General features: G+C 71.6%; 17 protein-coding genes. 12 read left to right on the forward strand and 5 right to left on the reverse strand.

Annotated elements, in window-relative coordinates; translation table 11 throughout:
- Positions 1 to 209 precede the first annotated feature (209 nt).
- The 3 genes from ACZ4V1_RS24835 to tyrS all read left to right on the forward strand — a co-directional run bounded on the left by ACZ4V1_RS24835 (position 210) and on the right by tyrS (position 4,465).
- Positions 210 to 1,733 carry a TldD/PmbA family protein gene (locus ACZ4V1_RS24835; protein WP_468339724.1) on the forward strand — a complete coding sequence of 508 codons (1,524 nt, stop codon included), beginning with the start codon at positions 210 to 212 and terminating at the stop codon, positions 1,731 to 1,733.
- Positions 1,730 to 3,124, forward strand: a complete 1,395-nt coding sequence (locus tag ACZ4V1_RS24840; protein ID WP_468339726.1) for a metallopeptidase TldD-related protein — start codon at positions 1,730 to 1,732, stop codon at positions 3,122 to 3,124. The genes ACZ4V1_RS24835 and ACZ4V1_RS24840 overlap by 4 nt, the downstream gene beginning before the upstream one ends.
- 72 nt (positions 3,125 to 3,196) lie before the next feature.
- Positions 3,197 to 4,465 carry a tyrosine--tRNA ligase gene (gene tyrS, locus ACZ4V1_RS24845; RefSeq protein ID WP_468339728.1) on the forward strand — a complete coding sequence of 423 codons (1,269 nt, stop codon included), beginning with the start codon at positions 3,197 to 3,199 and terminating at the stop codon, positions 4,463 to 4,465.
- 80 nt (positions 4,466 to 4,545) lie between these two features.
- Here the strand turns inward: tyrS and ACZ4V1_RS24850 are convergent, their stop codons facing one another.
- Positions 4,546 to 4,830, reverse strand: a complete 285-nt coding sequence (locus tag ACZ4V1_RS24850) for a GlsB/YeaQ/YmgE family stress response membrane protein (RefSeq protein ID WP_468339730.1) — start codon at positions 4,828 to 4,830, stop codon at positions 4,546 to 4,548.
- A gap of 261 nt (positions 4,831 to 5,091) precedes the next feature.
- On the opposite strand from ACZ4V1_RS24850, the gene ACZ4V1_RS24855 reads away from it, so the two are divergent.
- Positions 5,092 to 5,490, forward strand: coding sequence for a DUF3099 domain-containing protein (locus ACZ4V1_RS24855; protein ID WP_468339732.1), 399 nt, complete (start codon positions 5,092 to 5,094; stop codon positions 5,488 to 5,490).
- A 210-nt stretch (positions 5,491 to 5,700) separates the two neighbouring features.
- A complete protein-coding gene (locus tag ACZ4V1_RS24860) occupies positions 5,701 to 5,922 on the forward strand; it encodes a hypothetical protein (protein ID WP_468339733.1) in 222 nt (73 codons plus the stop codon).
- A 60-nt stretch (positions 5,923 to 5,982) separates the two neighbouring features.
- On the opposite strand, the gene moaA is transcribed toward ACZ4V1_RS24860, so the two are convergent.
- The 3 genes from moaA to ACZ4V1_RS24875 all read right to left on the reverse strand — a co-directional run bounded on the left by moaA (position 5,983) and on the right by ACZ4V1_RS24875 (position 9,150).
- Entirely contained in the window at positions 5,983 to 6,972 is a 990-nt protein-coding gene (gene moaA / locus ACZ4V1_RS24865) for a GTP 3',8-cyclase MoaA (protein WP_468339735.1), read from the reverse strand.
- 190 nt (positions 6,973 to 7,162) lie between these two features.
- Positions 7,163 to 8,797 (reverse strand): solute symporter family protein, encoded by a 1,635-nt coding sequence (locus tag ACZ4V1_RS24870; RefSeq protein WP_468339737.1) that lies wholly within the window; start codon positions 8,795 to 8,797, stop codon positions 7,163 to 7,165.
- Positions 8,794 to 9,150 (reverse strand): DUF485 domain-containing protein, encoded by a 357-nt coding sequence (locus ACZ4V1_RS24875; RefSeq protein WP_375922535.1) that lies wholly within the window; start codon positions 9,148 to 9,150, stop codon positions 8,794 to 8,796. Before ACZ4V1_RS24875 ends, ACZ4V1_RS24870 begins: the two co-directional genes overlap by 4 nt.
- Before the next feature lie 265 nt (positions 9,151 to 9,415).
- Here ACZ4V1_RS24875 and ACZ4V1_RS24880 point away from each other — a divergent pair, with 265 nt between their 5' ends.
- From ACZ4V1_RS24880 to ACZ4V1_RS24890, 3 genes are all read left to right on the forward strand, one after another.
- Entirely contained in the window at positions 9,416 to 10,990 is a 1,575-nt protein-coding gene (locus tag ACZ4V1_RS24880) for a S8 family peptidase (protein WP_468339739.1), read from the forward strand.
- A gap of 64 nt (positions 10,991 to 11,054) precedes the next feature.
- Positions 11,055 to 12,605, forward strand: a complete 1,551-nt coding sequence (locus tag ACZ4V1_RS24885) for a S8 family peptidase (protein ID WP_468339741.1) — start codon at positions 11,055 to 11,057, stop codon at positions 12,603 to 12,605.
- Between the two features lie 290 nt (positions 12,606 to 12,895).
- Positions 12,896 to 13,921 carry a CopD family protein gene (locus ACZ4V1_RS24890; protein ID WP_468339743.1) on the forward strand — a complete coding sequence of 342 codons (1,026 nt, stop codon included), beginning with the start codon at positions 12,896 to 12,898 and terminating at the stop codon, positions 13,919 to 13,921.
- A gap of 48 nt (positions 13,922 to 13,969) precedes the next feature.
- Here the strand turns inward: ACZ4V1_RS24890 and ACZ4V1_RS24895 are convergent, their stop codons facing one another.
- Positions 13,970 to 14,680: a VIT1/CCC1 transporter family protein gene (locus ACZ4V1_RS24895; protein ID WP_468339745.1), complete on the reverse strand. Its 711-nt coding sequence runs from the start codon at positions 14,678 to 14,680 to the stop codon at positions 13,970 to 13,972.
- A gap of 183 nt (positions 14,681 to 14,863) precedes the next feature.
- Between ACZ4V1_RS24895 and ACZ4V1_RS24900 the strand changes: the two genes are divergently transcribed.
- The 4 genes from ACZ4V1_RS24900 (at position 14,864) to ACZ4V1_RS24915 (ending at position 19,037) form a co-directional block, all read left to right on the forward strand.
- A complete protein-coding gene (locus ACZ4V1_RS24900; RefSeq protein ID WP_468339746.1) occupies positions 14,864 to 15,850 on the forward strand; it encodes a DEDDh family exonuclease in 987 nt (328 codons plus the stop codon).
- A 138-nt stretch (positions 15,851 to 15,988) separates the two neighbouring features.
- Positions 15,989 to 16,222: a hypothetical protein gene (locus ACZ4V1_RS24905; RefSeq protein ID WP_121746319.1), complete on the forward strand. Its 234-nt coding sequence runs from the start codon at positions 15,989 to 15,991 to the stop codon at positions 16,220 to 16,222.
- Between the two features lie 72 nt (positions 16,223 to 16,294).
- Entirely contained in the window at positions 16,295 to 17,086 is a 792-nt protein-coding gene (locus tag ACZ4V1_RS24910) for an SURF1 family cytochrome oxidase biogenesis protein (RefSeq protein ID WP_468339748.1), read from the forward strand.
- Positions 17,087 to 17,249: 163 nt separating this feature from the next.
- Entirely contained in the window at positions 17,250 to 19,037 is a 1,788-nt protein-coding gene (locus tag ACZ4V1_RS24915) for a glycoside hydrolase family 15 protein (protein ID WP_468339750.1), read from the forward strand.
- The last annotated feature ends 4 nt before the right edge of the window (positions 19,038 to 19,041 follow it).

Below are 19,041 nucleotides of genomic sequence, written 5' to 3' on the forward strand. Positions count from 1 at the left end.
TCGGTCCGCAAAGACTCGGGCACCCACAGTGGCTTACGGGGCTGGCTGTCGGGTCCCTACAGAAGCGGCCCGGCCGGGGCAGGACCCGGTCGCGAGGGCCCGGCCTCGACCCGAAAGGTGTGGTCCCCGTCCGGCCCGACGCGACATGATGCGGCGCAGCCCCCGGTGTCGCGGCAGACGACCGGTCATGTCGACAGAAAGAGACGCAGGTGCCTCAAAGCATCGACGAAGCCTTCACGGCACTCCCCCTACGCGCCCTCGCCGACGCGGCCCTCGCACGCGCGCGTGCGCTCGGTGCCGAGCACGCCGACTTCCGCCTTGAGCGGGTCCGCAACGCTTCCTGGCGGCTGCGGGACGCCAAGCCCGCCGGGTCCTCGGACACCACCGACCTCGGGTACGCGGTACGCGTGGTGCACGGCGGTACGTGGGGTTTCGCGTCCGGTGTGGACCTGACGATGGACGCCGCCGCCAGGGTCGCCTCGCAGGCGGTGGCGATGGCGAAGCTGTCCGCGCGGGTGATCAAGGCGGCGGGGTCCGAGGAGCGCGTGGAGCTGGCCGACGAGCCCGTGCACGCCGACCGGACGTGGATCTCGTCGTACGAGACCGATCCCTTCGCCGTGCCGGACGCGGAGAAGTCGGCGCTGCTGGCCGACTGGAGCGCGCGGCTGCTGGCGGCCGACGGGGTCGACCACGTCGACGCCTCGCTGCTCACCGTGCACGAGAACAAGTTCTACGCGGACACCGCCGGGACGGCGACCACGCAGCAGCGGGTGCGGCTGCACCCGATGCTCACCGCCGTGTCCGTGGACGACTCCAGCGGCGAGTTCGACTCGATGCGCACCCTGGCGCCGCCCGCCGGGCGCGGCTGGGAGTACCTGACCGGCACCGGCTGGGACTGGGACGCGGAGCTGGCCGCGATTCCCGGGCTGCTGGCCGAGAAGATGCGGGCGCCGAGCGTCGAGGCGGGCCTGTACGACCTCGTCGTGGACCCGTCGAACCTGTGGCTGACCATCCACGAGTCCATCGGGCACGCGACCGAGCTGGACCGCGCCCTCGGCTACGAGGCCGCCTACGCCGGCACCTCCTTCGCCACCTTCGACCAGCTCGGCAAGCTGCGCTACGGCTCCGAGCTGATGAACGTGACCGGCGACCGCACCGCCGAGCACGGGCTCGCGACCATCGGGTACGACGACGAGGGTGTCGAGGGCCAGTCCTGGGACCTGGTGAAGGACGGCACGCTGGTCGGCTACCAGCTCGACCGGCGCATCGCGCGGCTCACCGGGTTCGAGCGGTCCAACGGCTGCGCCTATGCCGACTCCCCCGCCCATGTGCCCGTGCAGCGCATGGCCAACGTGTCGCTGCGGCCGGATCCCGGCGGGCTGTCCACCGAGGATCTGATCGGGGGCGTGGAACGGGGGATCTACGTCGTCGGGGACCGGTCCTGGTCCATCGACATGCAGCGCTACAACTTCCAGTTCACCGGACAGCGGTTCTTCCGGATCGAGAACGGGCGGCTCGCCGGTCAGCTGCGGGACGTGGCCTACCAGGCGACGACCACCGACTTCTGGGGGTCCATGGCGGCCGTCGGCGGCCCCCAGACGTACGTCCTCGGCGGCGCCTTCAACTGCGGCAAGGCCCAGCCGGGACAGGTCGCGGCCGTCTCGCACGGCTGCCCGTCCGCCCTCTTCAAGGGAGTCAACATCCTGAACACCACCCAGGAGGCCGGCCGATGAGCGCGGGTACGAGCAGGCCGCACGAGATCGTCGAGCGGGCGCTGGAGCTGTCCCGGGCCGACGGGTGCGTGGTCATCGCCGACGAGGAGTCCACCGCCAACCTGCGCTGGGCGGGCAACGCGCTCACCACCAACGGCGTCACCCGCGGGCGCACGCTCACCGTCGTCGCCACCGTGGACGGGCAGGAGGGCACGGCGTCCGGGGTCGTGTCGCGTTCGGCGGTGACCGTGGAGGAGCTGGAGCCCCTGGTGCGCGCCGCGGAGGCCGCCGCGCGCGGCGCCGGACCGGCCGAGGACGCGCAGCCGCTGGTCACCGGCGTACCCGCCTCGCCCGACTTCACCGACGCGCCCGCGGAGACCTCGTCGGACGTGTTCGCCGACTTCGCGCCGGCCCTCGGGGAGGCGTTCGCACGCGCGCGTGCGGGCGGCCGGGAGCTGTACGGCTTCGCCAACCACGAGCTGACGTCGACGTACGTGGGGACGTCCACGGGGCTCCGGCTGCGGCACGACCAGCCCAACGGGACGCTGGAGCTGAACGCCAAGTCGCCCGACCGCACCCGGTCGGCGTGGGCGGGGCGCGCCACGCGGGACTTCGAGGACGTCGACCCGGCGGCTCTCGACGCCGAGCTGGCCGTACGGCTGGGCTGGGCCGAGCGGCGGGTGGAGCTGCCCGCGGGCCGGTACGAGACGCTGCTGCCGCCGACCGCGGTCGCGGACCTGCTGATCTACCAGCTGTGGTCGGCATCGGGGCGGGACGCGGCCGAGGGACGCACGGTGTTCTCGAAGCCGGGTGGCGGCACGCGCGTCGGCGAGCGGCTCGGCGAGCTGCCGCTGAACCTGCGCAGCGATCCGCACGAGCCGGGTCTTCAGTGCGCGCCGTTCGTGGTCGCGCACTCCTCGGGCGGCGACCAGTCGGTGTTCGACAACGGGCTGCCGGCCGGGGCCACCGACTGGATCCGCGCGGGCGAGCTGAACCGGCTGACGACCACCCGGCACAGCGCCGGGATGACCGGGCTGCCGGTGGCACCCGCGATCGGCAACCTGATCCTGGACGGCGGCACCGACCGCTCCCTGGAGGAGATGGTCGCCTCCACGGAGCGCGGGCTGCTGCTCACCTGCCTCTGGTACATCCGCGAGGTCGACCCGGCGACGCTGCTGCTCACCGGGCTGACCCGGGACGGCGTCTACCTCGTCGAGAGCGGCGAGGTCGTCGGCGAGGTGAACAACTTCCGGTTCAACGAGTCGCCGGTGAGTCTGCTGGGCCGGGCCACGGAGGCGGGGCGCACGGACAAGACGCTGCCCAGGGAATGGTGCGACTGGTTCACCAGGGCCGCGATGCCCGCGCTGCGCGTCCCCGATTTCAATATGAGCTCTGTCAGCCAGGGCGTATAACCTCGTAGTCGGCCGTCACCCGACTGCCCGAAGATCATCAGCACGCATGAGCACGTAGGAGACACGAGAACCGTGACGGACATCGTCGACGAGTTGCAGTGGCGCGGGCTGTTCGCCCAGTCCACCGACGAGAACGCACTGCGCAAGGCGCTCGCGGACGGTCCCGTCACGTTCTATTGCGGTTTCGACCCGACCGCGCCGTCCCTGCACGTGGGGCACCTGGTGCAGGTGCTCACCGTGCGCCGGCTCCAGCAGGCCGGTCACCGGCCGCTGGCGCTGGTCGGCGGTGCCACGGGCCAGATCGGCGACCCGCGTCCGACCGCTGAGCGCACGCTGAACTCGCCGGAGACCGTCGCGGGCTGGGTCGAGCGGCTGCGCGGCCAGATCGAGCCGTTCCTGTCCTTCGAGGGCGAGAACGCGGCCGTGATGGTCAACAACCTCGACTGGACCGAGGGGCTCTCCGCGATCGAGTTCCTGCGGGACATCGGCAAGCACTTCCGGGTCAACAAGATGCTGACCAAGGACTCGGTCGCCCGGCGGCTGGAGTCCTCCGAGGGCATCAGCTACACGGAGTTCAGCTACCAGCTGCTCCAGGCCATGGACTTCCTCCAGCTCTACCGGAGGTACGGCTGCACGCTCCAGGGGGGCGGCAGCGACCAGTGGGGCAATCTCACGGCCGGCCTCGACCTGCTGCACCGGCTGGAGCCGGACGCCACCGTGCACGCGTACGCGACGCCGCTGATGACGAAGGCGGACGGCACCAAGTTCGGCAAGACCGAGGGCGGCGCCGTCTGGCTCGACCCGGAGCTGACCACGCCGTACGCGTTCTACCAGTTCTGGCTGAACGCGGACGACCGGGACATCTCGAAGTACCTGCGCATCCTGTCCTTCCGGTCCCGCGAGGAGCTGGAGGAGCTGGAGCGGCAGACCGAGGAACGTCCGCAGGCCCGGGCCGCACAGCGCGCGCTGGCCGAGGAGCTGACGACGCTGGTGCACGGTGCCGGCCAGACGGCCGCCGTGATCGCCGCGTCCAAGGCTCTCTTCGGCCAGGGCGACCTGGCGGAGCTGGACGAGCGGACGCTGGCCGCGGCCCTCTCCGAGCTGCCGCACGTCAAGGTCGCCGAGCCGGGCCCGGTCGTGGACCTGTTCGCCGAGGTCGGCCTGGTCGCCAGCAAGTCCGCCGCGCGCCGCACGGTCAAGGAGGGCGGCGCCTACGTGAACAACGCCAAGGTCACCGGCGAGGACGCCGTCCCCGCCGAGACGGACCTGCTGCACGGGCGCTGGCTGGTGCTGCGCCGCGGCAAGAAGAACCTGGCCGCGGTGGAGGTCACCGGCTCCTGAGTGTGCGTACGAGGGGCGGTTCCCGGTACCTCGCGGCCACCGGAGACCGCCCCTTCGCCGTACGGGGTCCGGGCGGACGGTCAGGCCCGCTCGCGCGTCTTCCTCTTGCCGCGCACCGACATGTAGATCGCGTCACCGACGGCGACGATGATGACGGCGGCCACCAGCTGGAAGACGTGCCGCCACCAGTCGATGCCGGAGGTCGCGTCCACGCCCGCCGCCCGCGCGACCGCGTTGCCCGCGATGGCGCCGAGCATGCCGAAGATGGTCGTCAGCCACAGAGGGCTGTGCTGCTTGCCGGGAATGATCGCCTTGGCGATCAGCCCGAGTACGAATCCGACGATGATCGCCCACAACCAGCCCATGACTGCCTCCTCGTACGGTTCCACGCGAGCATTACCGCAAGTGTTCGGCCGTACCGCGTACGGCGCATGCCGGGTACGGCCGAACGAGGTGTCCCGGTACGTGGCGCGGCGCACGCGGTGCGCGCGGCCCGTGGGTGCCCCGGTCTCGTAGGCGGCGCAGGTGCGGCGTAACGTGGAGAGTTGTCCGGGACCGGCGTCCCCGAGCGGCCGCGGACGAGAGCGGGGCGGGGGCAGTCCGATGCGGGCGGATGGTGGAACCAGATGCGGAAGCAGAGTGCCGGCGGCAACGTCGAGGTGTTCCGGATCACCGGGGCCCGGACGGGTCTCCAGGAGGACGTGCGCGGGCGGCAGCGCCGGTACATCATCTCGATGTCGGTCCGTACGGTGTCGGTGGTCCTCGCGGCCTGTCTGTGGAACGTGGAACGGCACGTCGCGATCGTGGCCCTGGTCCTCGGTGCGGTCCTGCCGTACATCGCGGTCGTGATCGCCAACGCCGGGCGCGAGAACGCGCCATCGTTGCCGTCGACGTTCGTCACGGCGCCGAGCCGGCAGATGATCATGCCTCCGCGGGCCGACGACGGCCCCGCGGAATCCGTCCCGGAAGATGTCGTGTCCGACCCGGCGCCGGGTGCGGCGGGCGAGCCGCGCGGCAGATCGTGACTGTGGGTGCCTCGCCGGGAGGGCCGTCGATTCCGCGCCAGGCCTGAGAAATCCTCAGATCAATCATGTAGTTCCGGTGCCGGGTGGCGGGTGACCCGTGACATACTTCGTACGCGCTCCGCATCCCCCGTCGGAGCGACGGACCGACGCCGGGCAGCTCCCCCCGTGGCTGCTCGGCGTCGCCTTGTTTGTGGACCTGTGAGACGAACTGTGAGTGACGACACCACCCCGATCTGCTCCGCCAAGGGCTGCCGCACCGCCGCCGTGTGGGTGCTGGCGTGGAACAATCCGAAGCTTCACACGCCGGAGCGGCGCAAGACGTGGATCGCGTGCGAGGAGCACCGTGAGCATCTGTCCCAGTTCCTCGGCGTCCGGGGTTTCCTGAAGGACGTGGTCCCGCTGGCGGACTGGGAATCCTCCGACGACGCCTAGCAGCGGGCCGGTGCCGGCCGGCCACGTCACTCACCTGCGACCCGGCCCGAACGGCAGACCCTAGCCCCCGATCGCCGACATCGGCCGGTCGGGCTGGACGAAGGTCGGGTCGTCGAGGCCGGCGCCGGCCTTCTTGCCCCACATGGCCAGCCGCCAGATGCGGGCGATCTCCTCGTCGGGGGCGTCGGAGCGCAGGGCGGCGCGCAGGTCGGTCTCCTCGCGGGCGAACAGACAGGTGCGCACCTGGCCGTCGGCGGTCAGGCGGGTGCGGTCGCAGGCCGAGCAGAACGGGCGGGTGACGGAGGCGATGACGCCGACGCGGTGCGGTCCGCCGTCCACGAGCCAGCGCTCGGCGGGGGCCGAGCCGCGCTCCTCGGAGCCCTCGGCGGTCAGCTCGAAGCGGGTGCGCAGGGAGGTGAGGATGTCACCGGCGGTGACCATGCCCTCGCGCTTCCAGCCGTGCTGGGCGTCCAGGGGCATCTGTTCGATGAAGCGCAGCTCGTAGTCGTGCTCGACGGCCCAGGCGAGGAGGTCGGGTGCCTCGTCGTCGTTGAGCCCGGGCATCAGGACGGAGTTGACCTTCACCGGGGTCAGACCGGCCTCGCGGGCGGCCTCCAGGCCCTCCAGGACGTCCTTGTGGCGGTCCCGGCGGGTGAGGGTCTTGAAGACGTCCGGGCGCAGGGTGTCCAGCGACACGTTGACCCGGTCCAGGCCCGCGGCCTTCAGGGCCGGCGCGGTGCGCCTGAGGCCGATGCCGTTGGTCGTGAGGGACGTCTGGGGGCGCGGCTCCAGGGCGGCGACCCGCTCGACGATGCCGGTCAGGCCGGGGCGCAGCAGGGGCTCACCGCCGGTGAAGCGGACCTCCTCGATGCCCAGCGAGGTGACCGCGATGTCGATGAGGCGGACGATCTCGTCGTCCGTGAGCAGGTCGGGCTTGGCCAGCCACTGGAGGCCCTCTTCGGGCATGCAGTAGGTGCAGCGCAGATTGCAGCGGTCGGTGAGCGAGACCCTCAGGTCGGTAGCCACTCGGCCATAGGTGTCGATGAGCACGTGGGCCCCCTCCCTCGACGCGGATCGGTGGAGCACTTCTCTCCTCCGATACCTGCGAGCCTACGTGACGGGTCCGACATCGACAGCGGCCCGATCCCACGACGTGGGACGCGGCCGCGTCGTAGGGATCTACGAGCGGCCGCGTCGCCGGGGGCCCGGTGGGCGGCCCCCGGGTGGCTCGGTGCGTGGCTCAGTGTGCTCCGGTGCCGGTCAGGGACCGGACCTCCAGCTCCGCGTACTTCTTCACGTCGGGCTCCTCCTTCGACAGGACGGTGCCGAGCCAGCCCATGAGGAAGCCGAACGGGATGGAGATGATCCCCGGGTTCTTCAGCGGGAACCAGGCGAAGTCGACGTCCGGGAACATCGCCTTGGGGTCGCCGGAGACCACGGGCGAGAACAGCACCAGGCCGACGGCGACGATCAGACCGCCGTAGATCGACCACAGGGCGCCCTGGGTGGTGAACCGCTTCCAGAAGAGGCTGTACAGGATCGTCGGCAGGTTGGCGGACGCGGCGACCGCGAAGGCCAGGGCGACCAGACCGGCCACGTTCAGGTCGCGGGCGAGGGCGCCGAGCGCGATGGAGACGATGCCGATGAGGACGGTCGCCCAGCGGGCCGCCCGCATCTCCTCCTTCTCGGTGGCCTTGCCCTTGCGGATGACGCTGGCGTAGATGTCGTGCGCGAAGGACGACGACGAGGCGAGGGTGAGGCCGGCGACCACGGCGAGGATGGTCGCGAAGGCCACCGCCGAGATCGTGGCGAGCAGGATCGCGCCCCAGGTCGAGTCGACGCCGCCCACGTGCAGGGCGAGCAGCGGTGCGGCCGTGTTGCCGGAGGGGTTGGACGCGATGATCTCCTTCTGCCCTACCAGCGCGGCGGCGCCGAAGCCGAGCGCGATGGTCATCAGGTAGAAGGCGCCGATGATGCCGATCGCCCAGTTCACGGACTTACGGGCGGCCTTGGCGTTGGGCACCGTGTAGAAGCGGATCAGGATGTGCGGCAGGCCGGCCGTGCCGAGCACCAGGGCGATGCCCAGGGAGATGAAGTCGAGCTTGGTGGTGCCGCTGGCGCCGTACTGGAGGCCGGGCTCCAGGAAGGCGGCGCCCTTGCCGCTGTTCTCGGCGGCCGTGCCCAGCAGGTCGGAGATGTTGAAGTTGAACTTCAGCAGCACCAGGAAGGTGATCAGGATGGTGCCGCCGATCAGCAGCACGGCCTTGACCATCTGGACCCAGGTGGTGCCCTTCATGCCGCCGATGGAGACGTACACGATCATCAGGAGACCGACGAGGGCGACGATCAGGATCTTGCCCGCGTCGGAGGTGATGCCGAGCAGCAGCGAGACGAGGATGCCCGCGCCCGCCATCTGGGCCAGCAGGTAGAAGATCGACACGACGATCGTGGAGGTGCCGGCGGCGGTGCGCACGGGGCGCTGGCGCATGCGGTAGGCGAGGACGTCGCCCATCGTGTAGCGGCCGGAGTTCCGCAGCGGCTCGGCCACCAGGAGCAGGGCGACCAGCCAGGCGACCAGGAAGCCGATGGAGTAGAGGAAGCCGTCGTAGCCGAAGAGGGCGATGGCGCCGGCGATGCCGAGGAAGGACGCGGCCGACATGTAGTCGCCGGAGACGGCGAGTCCGTTCTGGAAGGCGCTGAACTGGCGGCCGCCCGCGTAGAAGTCGGCGGCGTCCTTGGTCTGGCGGCCCGCCCAGACGGTGATGCCGAGCGTCGCGAGGACGAAGACCGCGAAGAGCGTGATGATCAGCGGGCGGTGCTCGCTGGCCTCGTTGGCGGCCAGTTCGGCGGCGAAAACGGTCTGTGCGGGGCTCATGCGCCGCCCTCCATCCGGGACTTGATGGCCTCCGCCTTGGGGTCGAGCTTCGCGGCGGCGTACCGCGAGTACCACCAGGCGATGAGGAACGTGGTGACGAACTGGGCGATGCCGAAGACGAAGGCGACGTTGATGTTGCCGAACAGCTTGGTGCCCATGAAGCCGCCGGCGTAGTTCGACAGCAGCACGTACAGCAGGTACCAGGCCACGAAGGCGATCGTCAGCGGAAACGCGAAGGAGCGGAAGGAGCGGCGCAGTTCGGCGAACTCAGCGCTCTGCTGCACTTCGGAGAACTCCTCGGCGGAGGGAAGTGGGCGTTCCTCTTTCGAGGGGGGCGGTGCGTCGGTGGCCACGGAGTCTCCTCGTACGACGGACATGACGGCTTGGACCTCGGTGTTCTCGCAGGGGGCTGATCGTGCTCGGGCTCCCTGTCCAACGACACGGCGCCCCCCGCGCACCGGTTCAACACCCGGAGCACTTTCCGAAGTCACCCGCGGCGGGTCATTGCTGGCCAGGGAGTGCGGGGGATAGCTTCGCCCTGCACCACTCCGTCATGTACCTGCCCGACCACCACCTGTGACTCGGGCCGGTTTCGTTTCCGGATGATGTGGAGACCCCATGGATCATCTGTATGCGCCGCACTCGTCGCGAACCCGGCGTTCCAGACGGCGGCTCGCCCTCGCCGTACCCGTCGTACTGTCACTGACCGCGTCGCTCGGCTTCCTGCCGGCGGCCGCCTCGGCCGCCCCGCAGGCGGAAGCCGCCGCCCAGGCGGCGCGGGCCGCCCCGGCCGCGGACGCGCCCAGCCTGGCGTACGTCGTCAACACGAGGACGGACCACCGCACGATCGCGTCGGTGAAGCGGGCGATATCCGAGGCCGGCGGCAGCGTCGTCACCACGTACCGGAAGATCGGCGTGATCGTCGTCCACTCGTCGAATCCGGAATTCGGCGAGCGGATACGCGAGGCCCCCGGGGTGCGCTCGGCGGGCGCGACCCGTACCGCGCCGCTGACCGCCGCCGGGACCACGGACCAGGGCGCCGCCGAGCTGCTCTCCGCCGAGCAGGCCGCGCGGACCGCGAAGGCGTCCGCCGCCGCGGGCGCCGGCGAGCCGCTGGAAGCGGACCAGTGGGACCTGCGCGCGATAGGCGCCGACAAGGCCGCGCAGATCAACCCGGGCAGCTCCCGGGTCACCGTCGCCGTCATCGACACCGGCGTGGACGACACCCATCCCGACCTCGCCCCGAACTTCTCCGCCTCGCAGTCCGCCAACTGCGTCGGTGGCAAGGCCGACACCAGCGAGGGCGCCTGGCGGCCGTACACCGCCGACGACTACCACGGCACCCACGTGGCCGGTGAGATAGCCGCCGCCCGCAACGGCATCGGCGTCGCGGGCGTGGCGCCGGGCGTGAAGGTGTCGAGCATCAAGGTGAGCGACCCGGACAACGGGCTCTTCTACCCCGAGAACGTCGTGTGCGCGTTCATGTTCGCCGCCGACCACGGCGTGGAGATCACGAACAACAGCTACTACGTGGACCCCTGGCTGTACAACTGCATGGACGACCCGGACCAGCGGGCGATCGTCGACGCGGTCAACCGGGCCCAGCTGTACGCCCAGCGCAAGGGCACGCTGCACCTCGCCTCCGCCGGCAACTCCAACCACGACCTGGACTCCGACGCGATCGTCGACGACTCCAGCCCCGACGACTCCACGCCGGTGACGCGGACCATCGACCCGCACGAGTGCTACGACGTGCCGACCCAGCTGCCGGGCATCGTCACCGTCAGCGCGACGGGCGTCGACAAGGAGAAGTCCTACTACTCCTCGTACGGCAAGGGTGTCGTGGACGTCGCGGCGCCGGGCGGCGACGGGCGGTACCAGATCCCGGACACGCCGTCGAAGAACGGCCGCATCCTGTCCACCATGCCGAACAACGAGTACGGCTACCTGCAAGGCACTTCGATGGCCTCGCCGCACGCCGCGGGCGTCGCCGCGCTGTTGAAGTCGGAGTACCGGCACGCATCCCCCGCGATGCTCCAGGCGCTGCTGAAGGCACAGGCGGACAACCCGGGCTGCCCGGCCTCCTACGACCAGGACGGCGACGGCACGCAGGACGCCACGTGCGCGGGCGGCAAGCGGACCAACGGCTTCTATGGCTTCGGCATCGTCAACGCGCTGCGCGCGGTGAGGTGACCGGCTCGTACCTCCCCGATCCGGGGTTTCACTCCCTTCCGCGAACCAACTGGAGACATCGCACATGACAGCGTTCCACCCGCGTCACCGTCGTGCCCTCGCGATCCCGGCCGGCATGGCCGTGGCAGCGTCCCTCGCCTTCCTGCCGGGCGTCCCCGCCTCCGCCGCGGAGGCCTCGGAGACCGCTCAGGCCGCACCCGCCCTCTCGGCCGACGCGGCGTCCCCGCTCTCCTACGTCGTCAACGTCCGCGCCGGGCAGGGCCCTTCGGCGCATGTGAAGCGGGCGATAGCCAAGGCCGGCGGCACGATCGTGACGTCGTACGACCGCATCGGCGTGATCGTCGTCCACTCCTCGGACCCGGACTTCGCCAAGACCGTCCGCAAGGTGCGCGGCGTGCAGTCGGCCGGCGCCACCCGCACCGCGCCGCTGCCCTCGGCCGCCACGACCGACACGGGTGCGCCGCGGGTGCTCGGCAGTCGGGAGATCGCCGCCGCCCAGGCCGCCGCCCAGGCCGCCGAGGGGCAGGACCCGCTGCAGCCCCTCCAGTGGGACCTGCCCGCCATCAAGGCGGACAAGGCGCACGAGAAGTCGCTGGGCAGCAGCAAGGTGACGGTCGCGGTCATCGACACCGGCGTGGACGACACTCACCCCGACATCGCCCCGAACTTCGACCGGGACGCCTCCGTCAACTGCGTCTCGGGCAAGCCGGACACCACCGACGGCGCCTGGCGGCCGAGCGCGGCGGAGAGCCCGCACGGCACGCACGTGGCCGGGGAGATCGCCGCCGCCAAGAACGGCGTCGGCATGACCGGCGTGGCGCCCGGGGTGAAGGTCTCCGGCATCAAGGTGTCCAACCCCGACGGCTTCTTCTACACCGAGGCCGTGGTCTGCGGCTTCATGTGGGCGGCCGAGCACGACGTGGACGTGACCAACAACAGCTATTACACCGACCCCTGGTACTTCAACTGCAAGGACGACCCGGACCAGAAGGCGCTCCTGGAGGCGGTCACCCGGGCCTCGCGGTACGCGGAGCGCAAGGGCGCGGTCAACGTCGCCGCGGCCGGCAACGAGAACTACGACCTGGCGGCCGACGAGATCACCGACCCGGTCTCCCCGAACGACTCCACGCCCTCGGACCGGGTGATCGACCCGTCCGAGTGCCTCGACATCCCGACCCAGCTGCCGGGTGTCGTGACGGTCGCGTCGACCGGCGCCAAGGACCTCAAGTCGTCCTTCTCCAACCACGGCCTGGGGGTGGTCGACATCGCCGCCCCCGGCGGCGACTCGACGGCCTACCAGACGCCGGAGCCGCCCGCGACCAGCGGACTGATCCTGGGCACGCTGCCCGGCGGCAAGTGGGGCTACATGGCCGGTACGTCGATGGCGTCGCCGCACGTCGCGGGCGTCGCGGCCCTGATCAAGTCGACGCATCCGTACGCCTCGCCGGCCATGGTCAAGGCCCTGCTGTACGCACAGGCCGACGCCACGCCGTGCACCAAGCCGTACGACATCGACGGCGACGGCAAGGTCGACGCGGTGTGCGAGGGCTCCAAGAACCGCAACGGCTTCTACGGCTGGGGCATGACCGACGCGCTGGACGCGGTGACCTGGTAGCCGCGGTCCTGGTGGCCGCCGGAGCGCTGGTGGCCGCCGGTACTCGCACGACTCACACGCGCGCGTGAAGCGGGCCGGGAGCAGCCTCCCGGCCCGCTTCCGCGCTCCCGCCGCACGGTGGACGTGACGCGGGGTGGACGTGAGGCCGGGGGATGTGACGCGTCCCTCACCCGTGCCCGGGCCGTCCCGAACCGTACGGGCGGCCGAGAACGTCCTCATGTGTGGAACGCCGGACCGCCAGTCGTTTTCCGGAACTTGCCCGGATCCGGGGAGCTGGTGAAGATCTCGAGGTGACCTTGACAAGACCTCCGTTCCGGAACGTCGGCACCGGACGGCGCGCGCGGCCCGCCGGCACCGCCGGCACCGCCGGTACCGCCCGGACCGTGGCCGTGCTCGTGCTGGTGGTGCTGGCCGCGCTGATACCCGTCCTCGGCCCGTCCCCCGCCCTGCACGGCACCGGGGAGGCCGAGGCACCCGGCACCGGCGGCATAGCCCTGCTGCGCACGGTGCTCTTCGCCGCGCTGAGCGTTCCGGTCGGCGAGCTCTTCGTGAACCGGCTGGCCCGGTCGCTCCCCGGCGCTCCCCCGGACCGGCCACACGGCTGGTCGCCGTACGCGGCCGCCGTCGGTTTCGTCGCCGCGCTGGGTCTGGCGTCGGTCGTGGCCACGGGCAATCTGGTGCCGGACAGCGTCGCCGACATCGACGTCGGCGGCCTCTACGAGTCCCGTGACGGCAAGCTCGCGCTCCTGGAGGTCAACGGGTTCCTGGCGGCCGGCCTGTGCGCCACTTCGCGCCGGCCGGGCCTCCAGGTCTGGCCGCTGGCCGCCGTGATCGTCGCGGAGGCACTGCGCGCACACCCCACCACCGAGTACAGCCCGCTCCTCGGCTCCGGCCTGACCCTCGTCCACCTGACGTGCGCCTCGCTGTGGGCGGGCGGCCTCCTGTACGCGCTGCGGGTCCTGCGGCAGTGGCGGGGCGCCGAGGCGGGTCCGGCGCTGCTGGGCCTCTACGCGCGCGTGGCGGCCGTTCTGCTCGCCGCCATCACGGCGACGGGGGTGTGCAGTTCGCTGCGCCGGATGCCGCCGGGCACAATCGTGGACCAGTTGACGGACACGGCGTACGGGCGGGTCCTGCTCGCCAAGGTGATCCTGGTGGCCGCCGTCGCCGCGCTCGCCCTGTGGGCCAGGGTCCGGCTGAGCCGCGCGGCCGACCCGCTGACCGCCTGCTCGCCCGCGCGCGCGGAGGTCGCCGCGCTGGGCGTGGTGGTCGCGGTGTCGGGCCTCCTGACGGCCCTTCCGATACCGATCCGGTGGTGATCCCGATCCGGTGGTGATCCCGCACCCGTAGCCGGTCGCACGGCACCGCTACACCCCGGCGACGTCCAGCAGGGAACCCGTCGCGTACGTGACCGCCATGGCCAGGGCGCCGCCTGTCGCGTTGCGCAGCACCGCCCGGCCCGGCGGGGCCGCGCCCAGACGGGCGCTGCTCCAGCCCGTGAGGACGAGAGCGCCCAGCACGCAGCCGACGGTGACCGCCAGCCGCGGGCCGGCCGGCGGCAGCACGATCGCCAGCAGTGGCAGCAACGCGCCGACGGTGAACGCCAGGAAGCTGGCCCAGGCCGCGTGCCACGGGTTGGTCAGCTCGTCGGGGTCGATGCCGAGCTCCACGCGCGCGTGGGCGCGCAGCGCGTCCCGCCGGGTCAGCTGCTCGGCCGCCTCCCTGGCGACGTCACGGCTCAGTCCGCGGTCCGCCAGGAGGCCGGCCAGTTCCTCCAGCTCGGCCTCCGGCCGCTCGCGCAGTTCCCGTTTCTCCACGGCCAGCGCCGCCTTCTCGGAGTCGCGCTGGGTGGAGACGGACACGTACTCCCCCGCCGCCATCGACAGCGAGCCGGCGAGCAGTCCCGCCAGGCCGGCCGTCAGCAGGGCGGAGCGGTCGTCCGTCGCGCCGGCCACACCCACGACGAGCCCCGCGGTGGACACGATGCCGTCGTTGGCGCCGAGGACGGCCGCCCGCAGCCAGTTGAGCCGGGTGCCGAGGGCAGCGCCGTGGGCCTCGTCGTGCGTGGGTTGCGTCACATGGCGGAGGATGCCACCCGGCGGGCGGTGCGCCCCGGACCGACGCTCCGCGGCCGTCTCCGCGCGCCTTGCCGGCGCAACCGCTCCCGGCCGCGCGGAACTTGACGGAGGGATCGTTTCGCCGGGCACCACGGGGTACCTGCGGGACCGGAGTGTCAGTCGCGGCCCGTATCCTCATGGACCATGCTCGAAGACCACACGACCGCAGCGCCGCCCGCCACGGCGTGGCCGACCGCGTATCCGCAGGGGTACGCGGTCGTTGACGTGGAGACCACCGGCCTGGCCCGCGACGACCGCATCATCTCCGCGGCCGTCTACCGACTGGACGCCCGCGGCGAGGTCGAGGACCACTGGTACACGCTGGTCAATCCGCAGCGGGACCCAGGCCCCGTGTGGATACACGGTCTGACGAGCGACGTGCTGGCGGGGGCGCCACTCTTCCCGGACGTCGCCGAGGAGTTCGCGGCCCGGCTCGACGGGCGGGTGCTCGTCGCGCACAACGCCGTCTTCGACTGGCAGATGATCGCCCGCGAGTACGCGCGCGCGAAGCGCGAGGCGCCGGTGCGGCAACGGCTGTGCACGATCGCGCTCTCCAAGGAGCTGGAGCTGCCGCTGCCCAACCACAAGCTGGAGTCGCTGGCTGCCCACTTCGGTGTCGTACAGCAGCGGGCCCACCACGCGCTGGACGACGCGCGCGTGCTGGCGGAGGCGTTCCGGCCGAGCCTGCTCGCCGCGGCGGCGGGCGGCGTGCGGCTGCCGCTGCACGAGTGCCGGCCGCTGACCGAGTGGTCGGACCGGCCCGCTCCCCGGATCGGGCAGCAGGCGGGCTACGGCGGTTACCGCCAGACCAGTTGGCGCCCCTCCCGCAAAAGGCCCGCATGCCCCTATCCCAACCCCGGCCGGTACGAAGAGGGCAAACGCCTCAAGCAGGGCATGCGGGTCGCCTTCTCAGGTGACACCTCCGTCGAGCGGGACCTGCTGGAGGACCGCGCGACCGACGCCGGACTGCATGTCGCCACCAGCCTCTCCCGCCTGACCAGCCTGCTGGTCACCAACGACCCGGACTCCGGCACGTCGAAGGTGGTCAAGGCCCGCCAGTACGGCACGCCGGTGGTGGACGAGGCGGCGTTCGGGCAGCTGCTCGCGGACATCGAGCCCGCGGACGGCTGAGCCGCGGGCGAGCCGAGCCGCGGGTGAGCCGAGCCGTGGGTGAGCGGAGCCGTGGGTGAGCCGTACGGACGGGTGATTCCGGGCGACTCGCCCACCGCCCGCTCGCCCGCGCCGCGGTGACGGCTCACCCTGTGGCGCATGGCGACATGTGAAGTCTGCGGCAACAACTACGGAATGACCTTCGAGGTCCACGCCCAGGGAGCGGTGCACGTCTTCGACTGCTTCTCCTGCGCGATCCACCGGATGGCGCCCATCTGCGAGCACTGCCGGGTGCAGATCATCGGCCAGGGCGTCGAGGTCGAGGGCCACTGGTTCTGCGGCGCCCACTGCGCCCGCGCGGAGGGAAGGGCGGGGATCGTCGACAAGGTCTAGAGCCACGGCCGACGGCGGCGTAGGGCCGTACCCGCCGCATCACACCCCACGACCGAGTTGTACCGTCGTGGGGTGTACCGCTTCCTGTTGTCCCGCCAGTGGGTGATCCTCACCCTCGTGGCGCTCGCGCTCATCCCGACGATGATCGAGCTGGGCTTCTGGCAGCTGCACCGCCACGAGCGCAGGGTCGCCCTGAACAGGGTGATCGCGGACTCCCTGGCGGCGGAGCCCGTGCCGGCGGAGTCCATGACCTCGCCGGGAGCGAAGGTCGACGACGAGGACCTCTACCGCCGGGTGACGGCGAAGGGGCACTTCGACCGGGCCGACGAGGTCGTCGTGCGCCGCCGCACCAACTCGGACGACCGGGTCGGCTACCACGTCCTGACCCCGTTCGTCCTGGACGACGGCAAGGTCCTCATCGTCAACCGGGGCTGGATCCCGTCGAACGAGGGAAGCCAGACCGCCTTCCCGAAGATCCCGGCGCCCCCGGAGGGCGAGATCACCGTCACCGGCCGGCTGATGCCCGACCAGACGACCGAGGACAGCGGTATCAAGAACGTCGAGGGACTGCCCGACCGCCAGGTCATGCTGATCAACAGCGAGCAGCAGGCCGAGCGCCTCGGCAAGCCGGTCCTCGGCGGCTACGTCGAGCTGACCGAGCCCAAGCCGTCCGGCGACACCCCGGAGCTGATCGCGGCGCCCGACCACGACAGCATCGGCAACCACATGGCGTACGCCGTCCAGTGGTGGCTGTTCGCGGCGGGCGTCCCGGTCGGCTGGTTCGTCCTGGCCCGCCGTGAGGCGCGGGACCGGGCGACGGAGGACGAGCGGGAGACCGCGGAGGCGGAGCCCGCGGCGGTGTAGCCCGGCCCACGGTGCCGTGCCCCCGTGGCGGTGTGACCGGCCGCGCTGTGGCCGGCCGCGCTGTGGCCGGCCGCGCTGTGGCCGGTGGCCGGTACGGGACCGTTCGGCGGGAGGACTGCGGCGGATCCGATTGCGCCGTCTCCGCTCGGGAAGACGGAAACCCGTGCACCCCCAAATCGAGGACTACGCGCTCATCGGCGACCAGCAGACCGCGGCCCTGGTCGGCACGGACGGTTCCGTGGACTGGCTCTGTCTGCCCCGCTTCGACTCCGCCGCCTGCTTCGCCAAACTGCTCGGCGACGAGGACAACGGCCACTGGCGCATCGCCCCCAAGGGCGCCGAGCGCTGCACGCGGCGTGCCTACCGGCCGGATACCCTCGTCCTGGACACCGAGTGGGAGACCGCGGAGGGCACCGTGCGGGTCACCGACCTGATGCCCCAGCGCGACCGCGCCCCGGACGTCGTACGCATCGTGGAGGGCCTGAGCGGTGAGGTCACCATGCACAGCGTGCTCCGGCTGCGCTTCGACTACGGCTCGATCGTCCCGTGGATGCGCAGGGCCGACGGGCACCGGGTGGCCGTGGCCGGTCCGGACGCGGCGTGGCTGCGCAGTGAGCCCGAGGTACACAGCTGGGGGCAGGACTTCGGGACGCACGCGGAGTTCACCGTCGCCGCGGGCGAGAAGGTCGCGTTCGTCCTGACCTGGCATCCCTCGCACGAGTCCCGCCCGCCGCTGGTCGACCCGTTCGTCTCGCTGGAGCACAGCGTCGAGGACTGGCGTGCCTGGGTCGCGCACTGCCGCTACGACGGGCCGTACCGGGACGCCGTCGTCCGTTCCCTGATCACCCTCAAGGCGCTCACCTACCTGCCGACCGGCGGCATCGTGGCCGCCCCCACCACCTCGCTGCCCGAGGAACCGGGCGGCGTGCGCAACTGGGACTACCGCTTCTGCTGGCTGCGCGACTCCACCCTCACCCTGGGCGCCCTGCTGTCGGCCGGATATCTGGAGGAGGCCGAGGCCTGGCGCGACTGGCTGCTGCGCGCGGTCGCGGGCAACCCGGCCGACCTGCAGATCATGTACGGCCTGGCGGGCGAGCGGCGGCTGCCCGAGTTCGAGCTGCCGTGGCTGTCCGGCTTCGCCGAGTCGACGCCCGTGCGGATCGGCAACGACGCCGTGAACCAGCTCCAGCTGGACGTGTACGGCGAGGTCATGGACTCGCTGTCGCTGGCCCGGCTGGCGGGCATGCACCCGCAGCCGCAGATGTGGGAGCTCCAGTGCGCCCTGATGGACTTCCTGGCCACGGCGTGGCGGGAGCCCGACGAGGGGCTGTGGGAGGTGCGCGGCGGGCGCCGGCAGTTCGTGCACTCGAAGGTGATGACGTGGGTGGCCCTGGACCGGGCCGTGCGCACGGTGGAGGAGCATCCCGAGCTGGGCGGTGGCGACCCGGACGGCTGGCGCGCGCTGCGCGAGGAGGTGCACCGCGAGGTGTGCGAGAAGGGCTACGACCCGGAACGCAACACCTTCACCCAGTCCTACGGTTCGCGTGAGCTGGACGCCTCCCTGCTGCTCATCCCGCGCGTGGGCTTCCTGCCGCCGGACGATCCGCGGGTCGTCGGCACGGTCGACGCGATCGGCAAGGAGCTGACCCGGGACGGTTTGGTGCGCCGCTACAGCACCGAGGGGGACCCGGTCGACGGGTTGCCGGGCAGTGAGGGGACCTTCCTGGTGTGCTCGTTCTGGTACGCGGACGCACTGCACGCGACCGGCCGGGCGAAGGAGGCCCGGGAGCTGTTCGAGCGGCTGGTGGGGCTCGCCAACGACGTGGGGCTGCTGGCCGAGGAGTACGACCCGGTGGCCGGCCACCAGCTCGGCAACTTCCCGCAGGCGTTCAGCCACATCGGCCTGGTGAACACGGCCCTCGCCCTGTTCGGGGACCAGGAGGCAGGATAGGGCC

It is taken from the genome of Streptomyces sp. NPDC028991 (assembly GCF_055564775.1).

Excerpts from the sequence above, each read along its gene's own strand:
- ACZ4V1_RS24905 (WP_121746319.1), top strand. The coding sequence starts at position 15,989 with ATGGCGACATGTGAAGTCTGCGGCAACAACTACGGAATGACCTTCGAG.
- ACZ4V1_RS24880 (WP_468339739.1), top strand. The coding sequence starts at position 9,416 with ATGGATCATCTGTATGCGCCGCACTCGTCGCGAACCCGGCGTTCCAGA.
- ACZ4V1_RS24870 (WP_468339737.1), bottom strand. The coding sequence starts at position 8,797 with ATGAGCCCCGCACAGACCGTTTTCGCCGCCGAACTGGCCGCCAACGAG.
- ACZ4V1_RS24900 (WP_468339746.1), top strand. The coding sequence starts at position 14,864 with ATGCTCGAAGACCACACGACCGCAGCGCCGCCCGCCACGGCGTGGCCG.
- ACZ4V1_RS24855 (WP_468339732.1), top strand. The coding sequence starts at position 5,092 with ATGCGGAAGCAGAGTGCCGGCGGCAACGTCGAGGTGTTCCGGATCACC.
- ACZ4V1_RS24885 (WP_468339741.1), top strand. The coding sequence starts at position 11,055 with ATGACAGCGTTCCACCCGCGTCACCGTCGTGCCCTCGCGATCCCGGCC.
- ACZ4V1_RS24840 (WP_468339726.1), top strand. The coding sequence starts at position 1,730 with ATGAGCGCGGGTACGAGCAGGCCGCACGAGATCGTCGAGCGGGCGCTG.
- ACZ4V1_RS24850 (WP_468339730.1), bottom strand. The coding sequence starts at position 4,830 with ATGGGCTGGTTGTGGGCGATCATCGTCGGATTCGTACTCGGGCTGATC.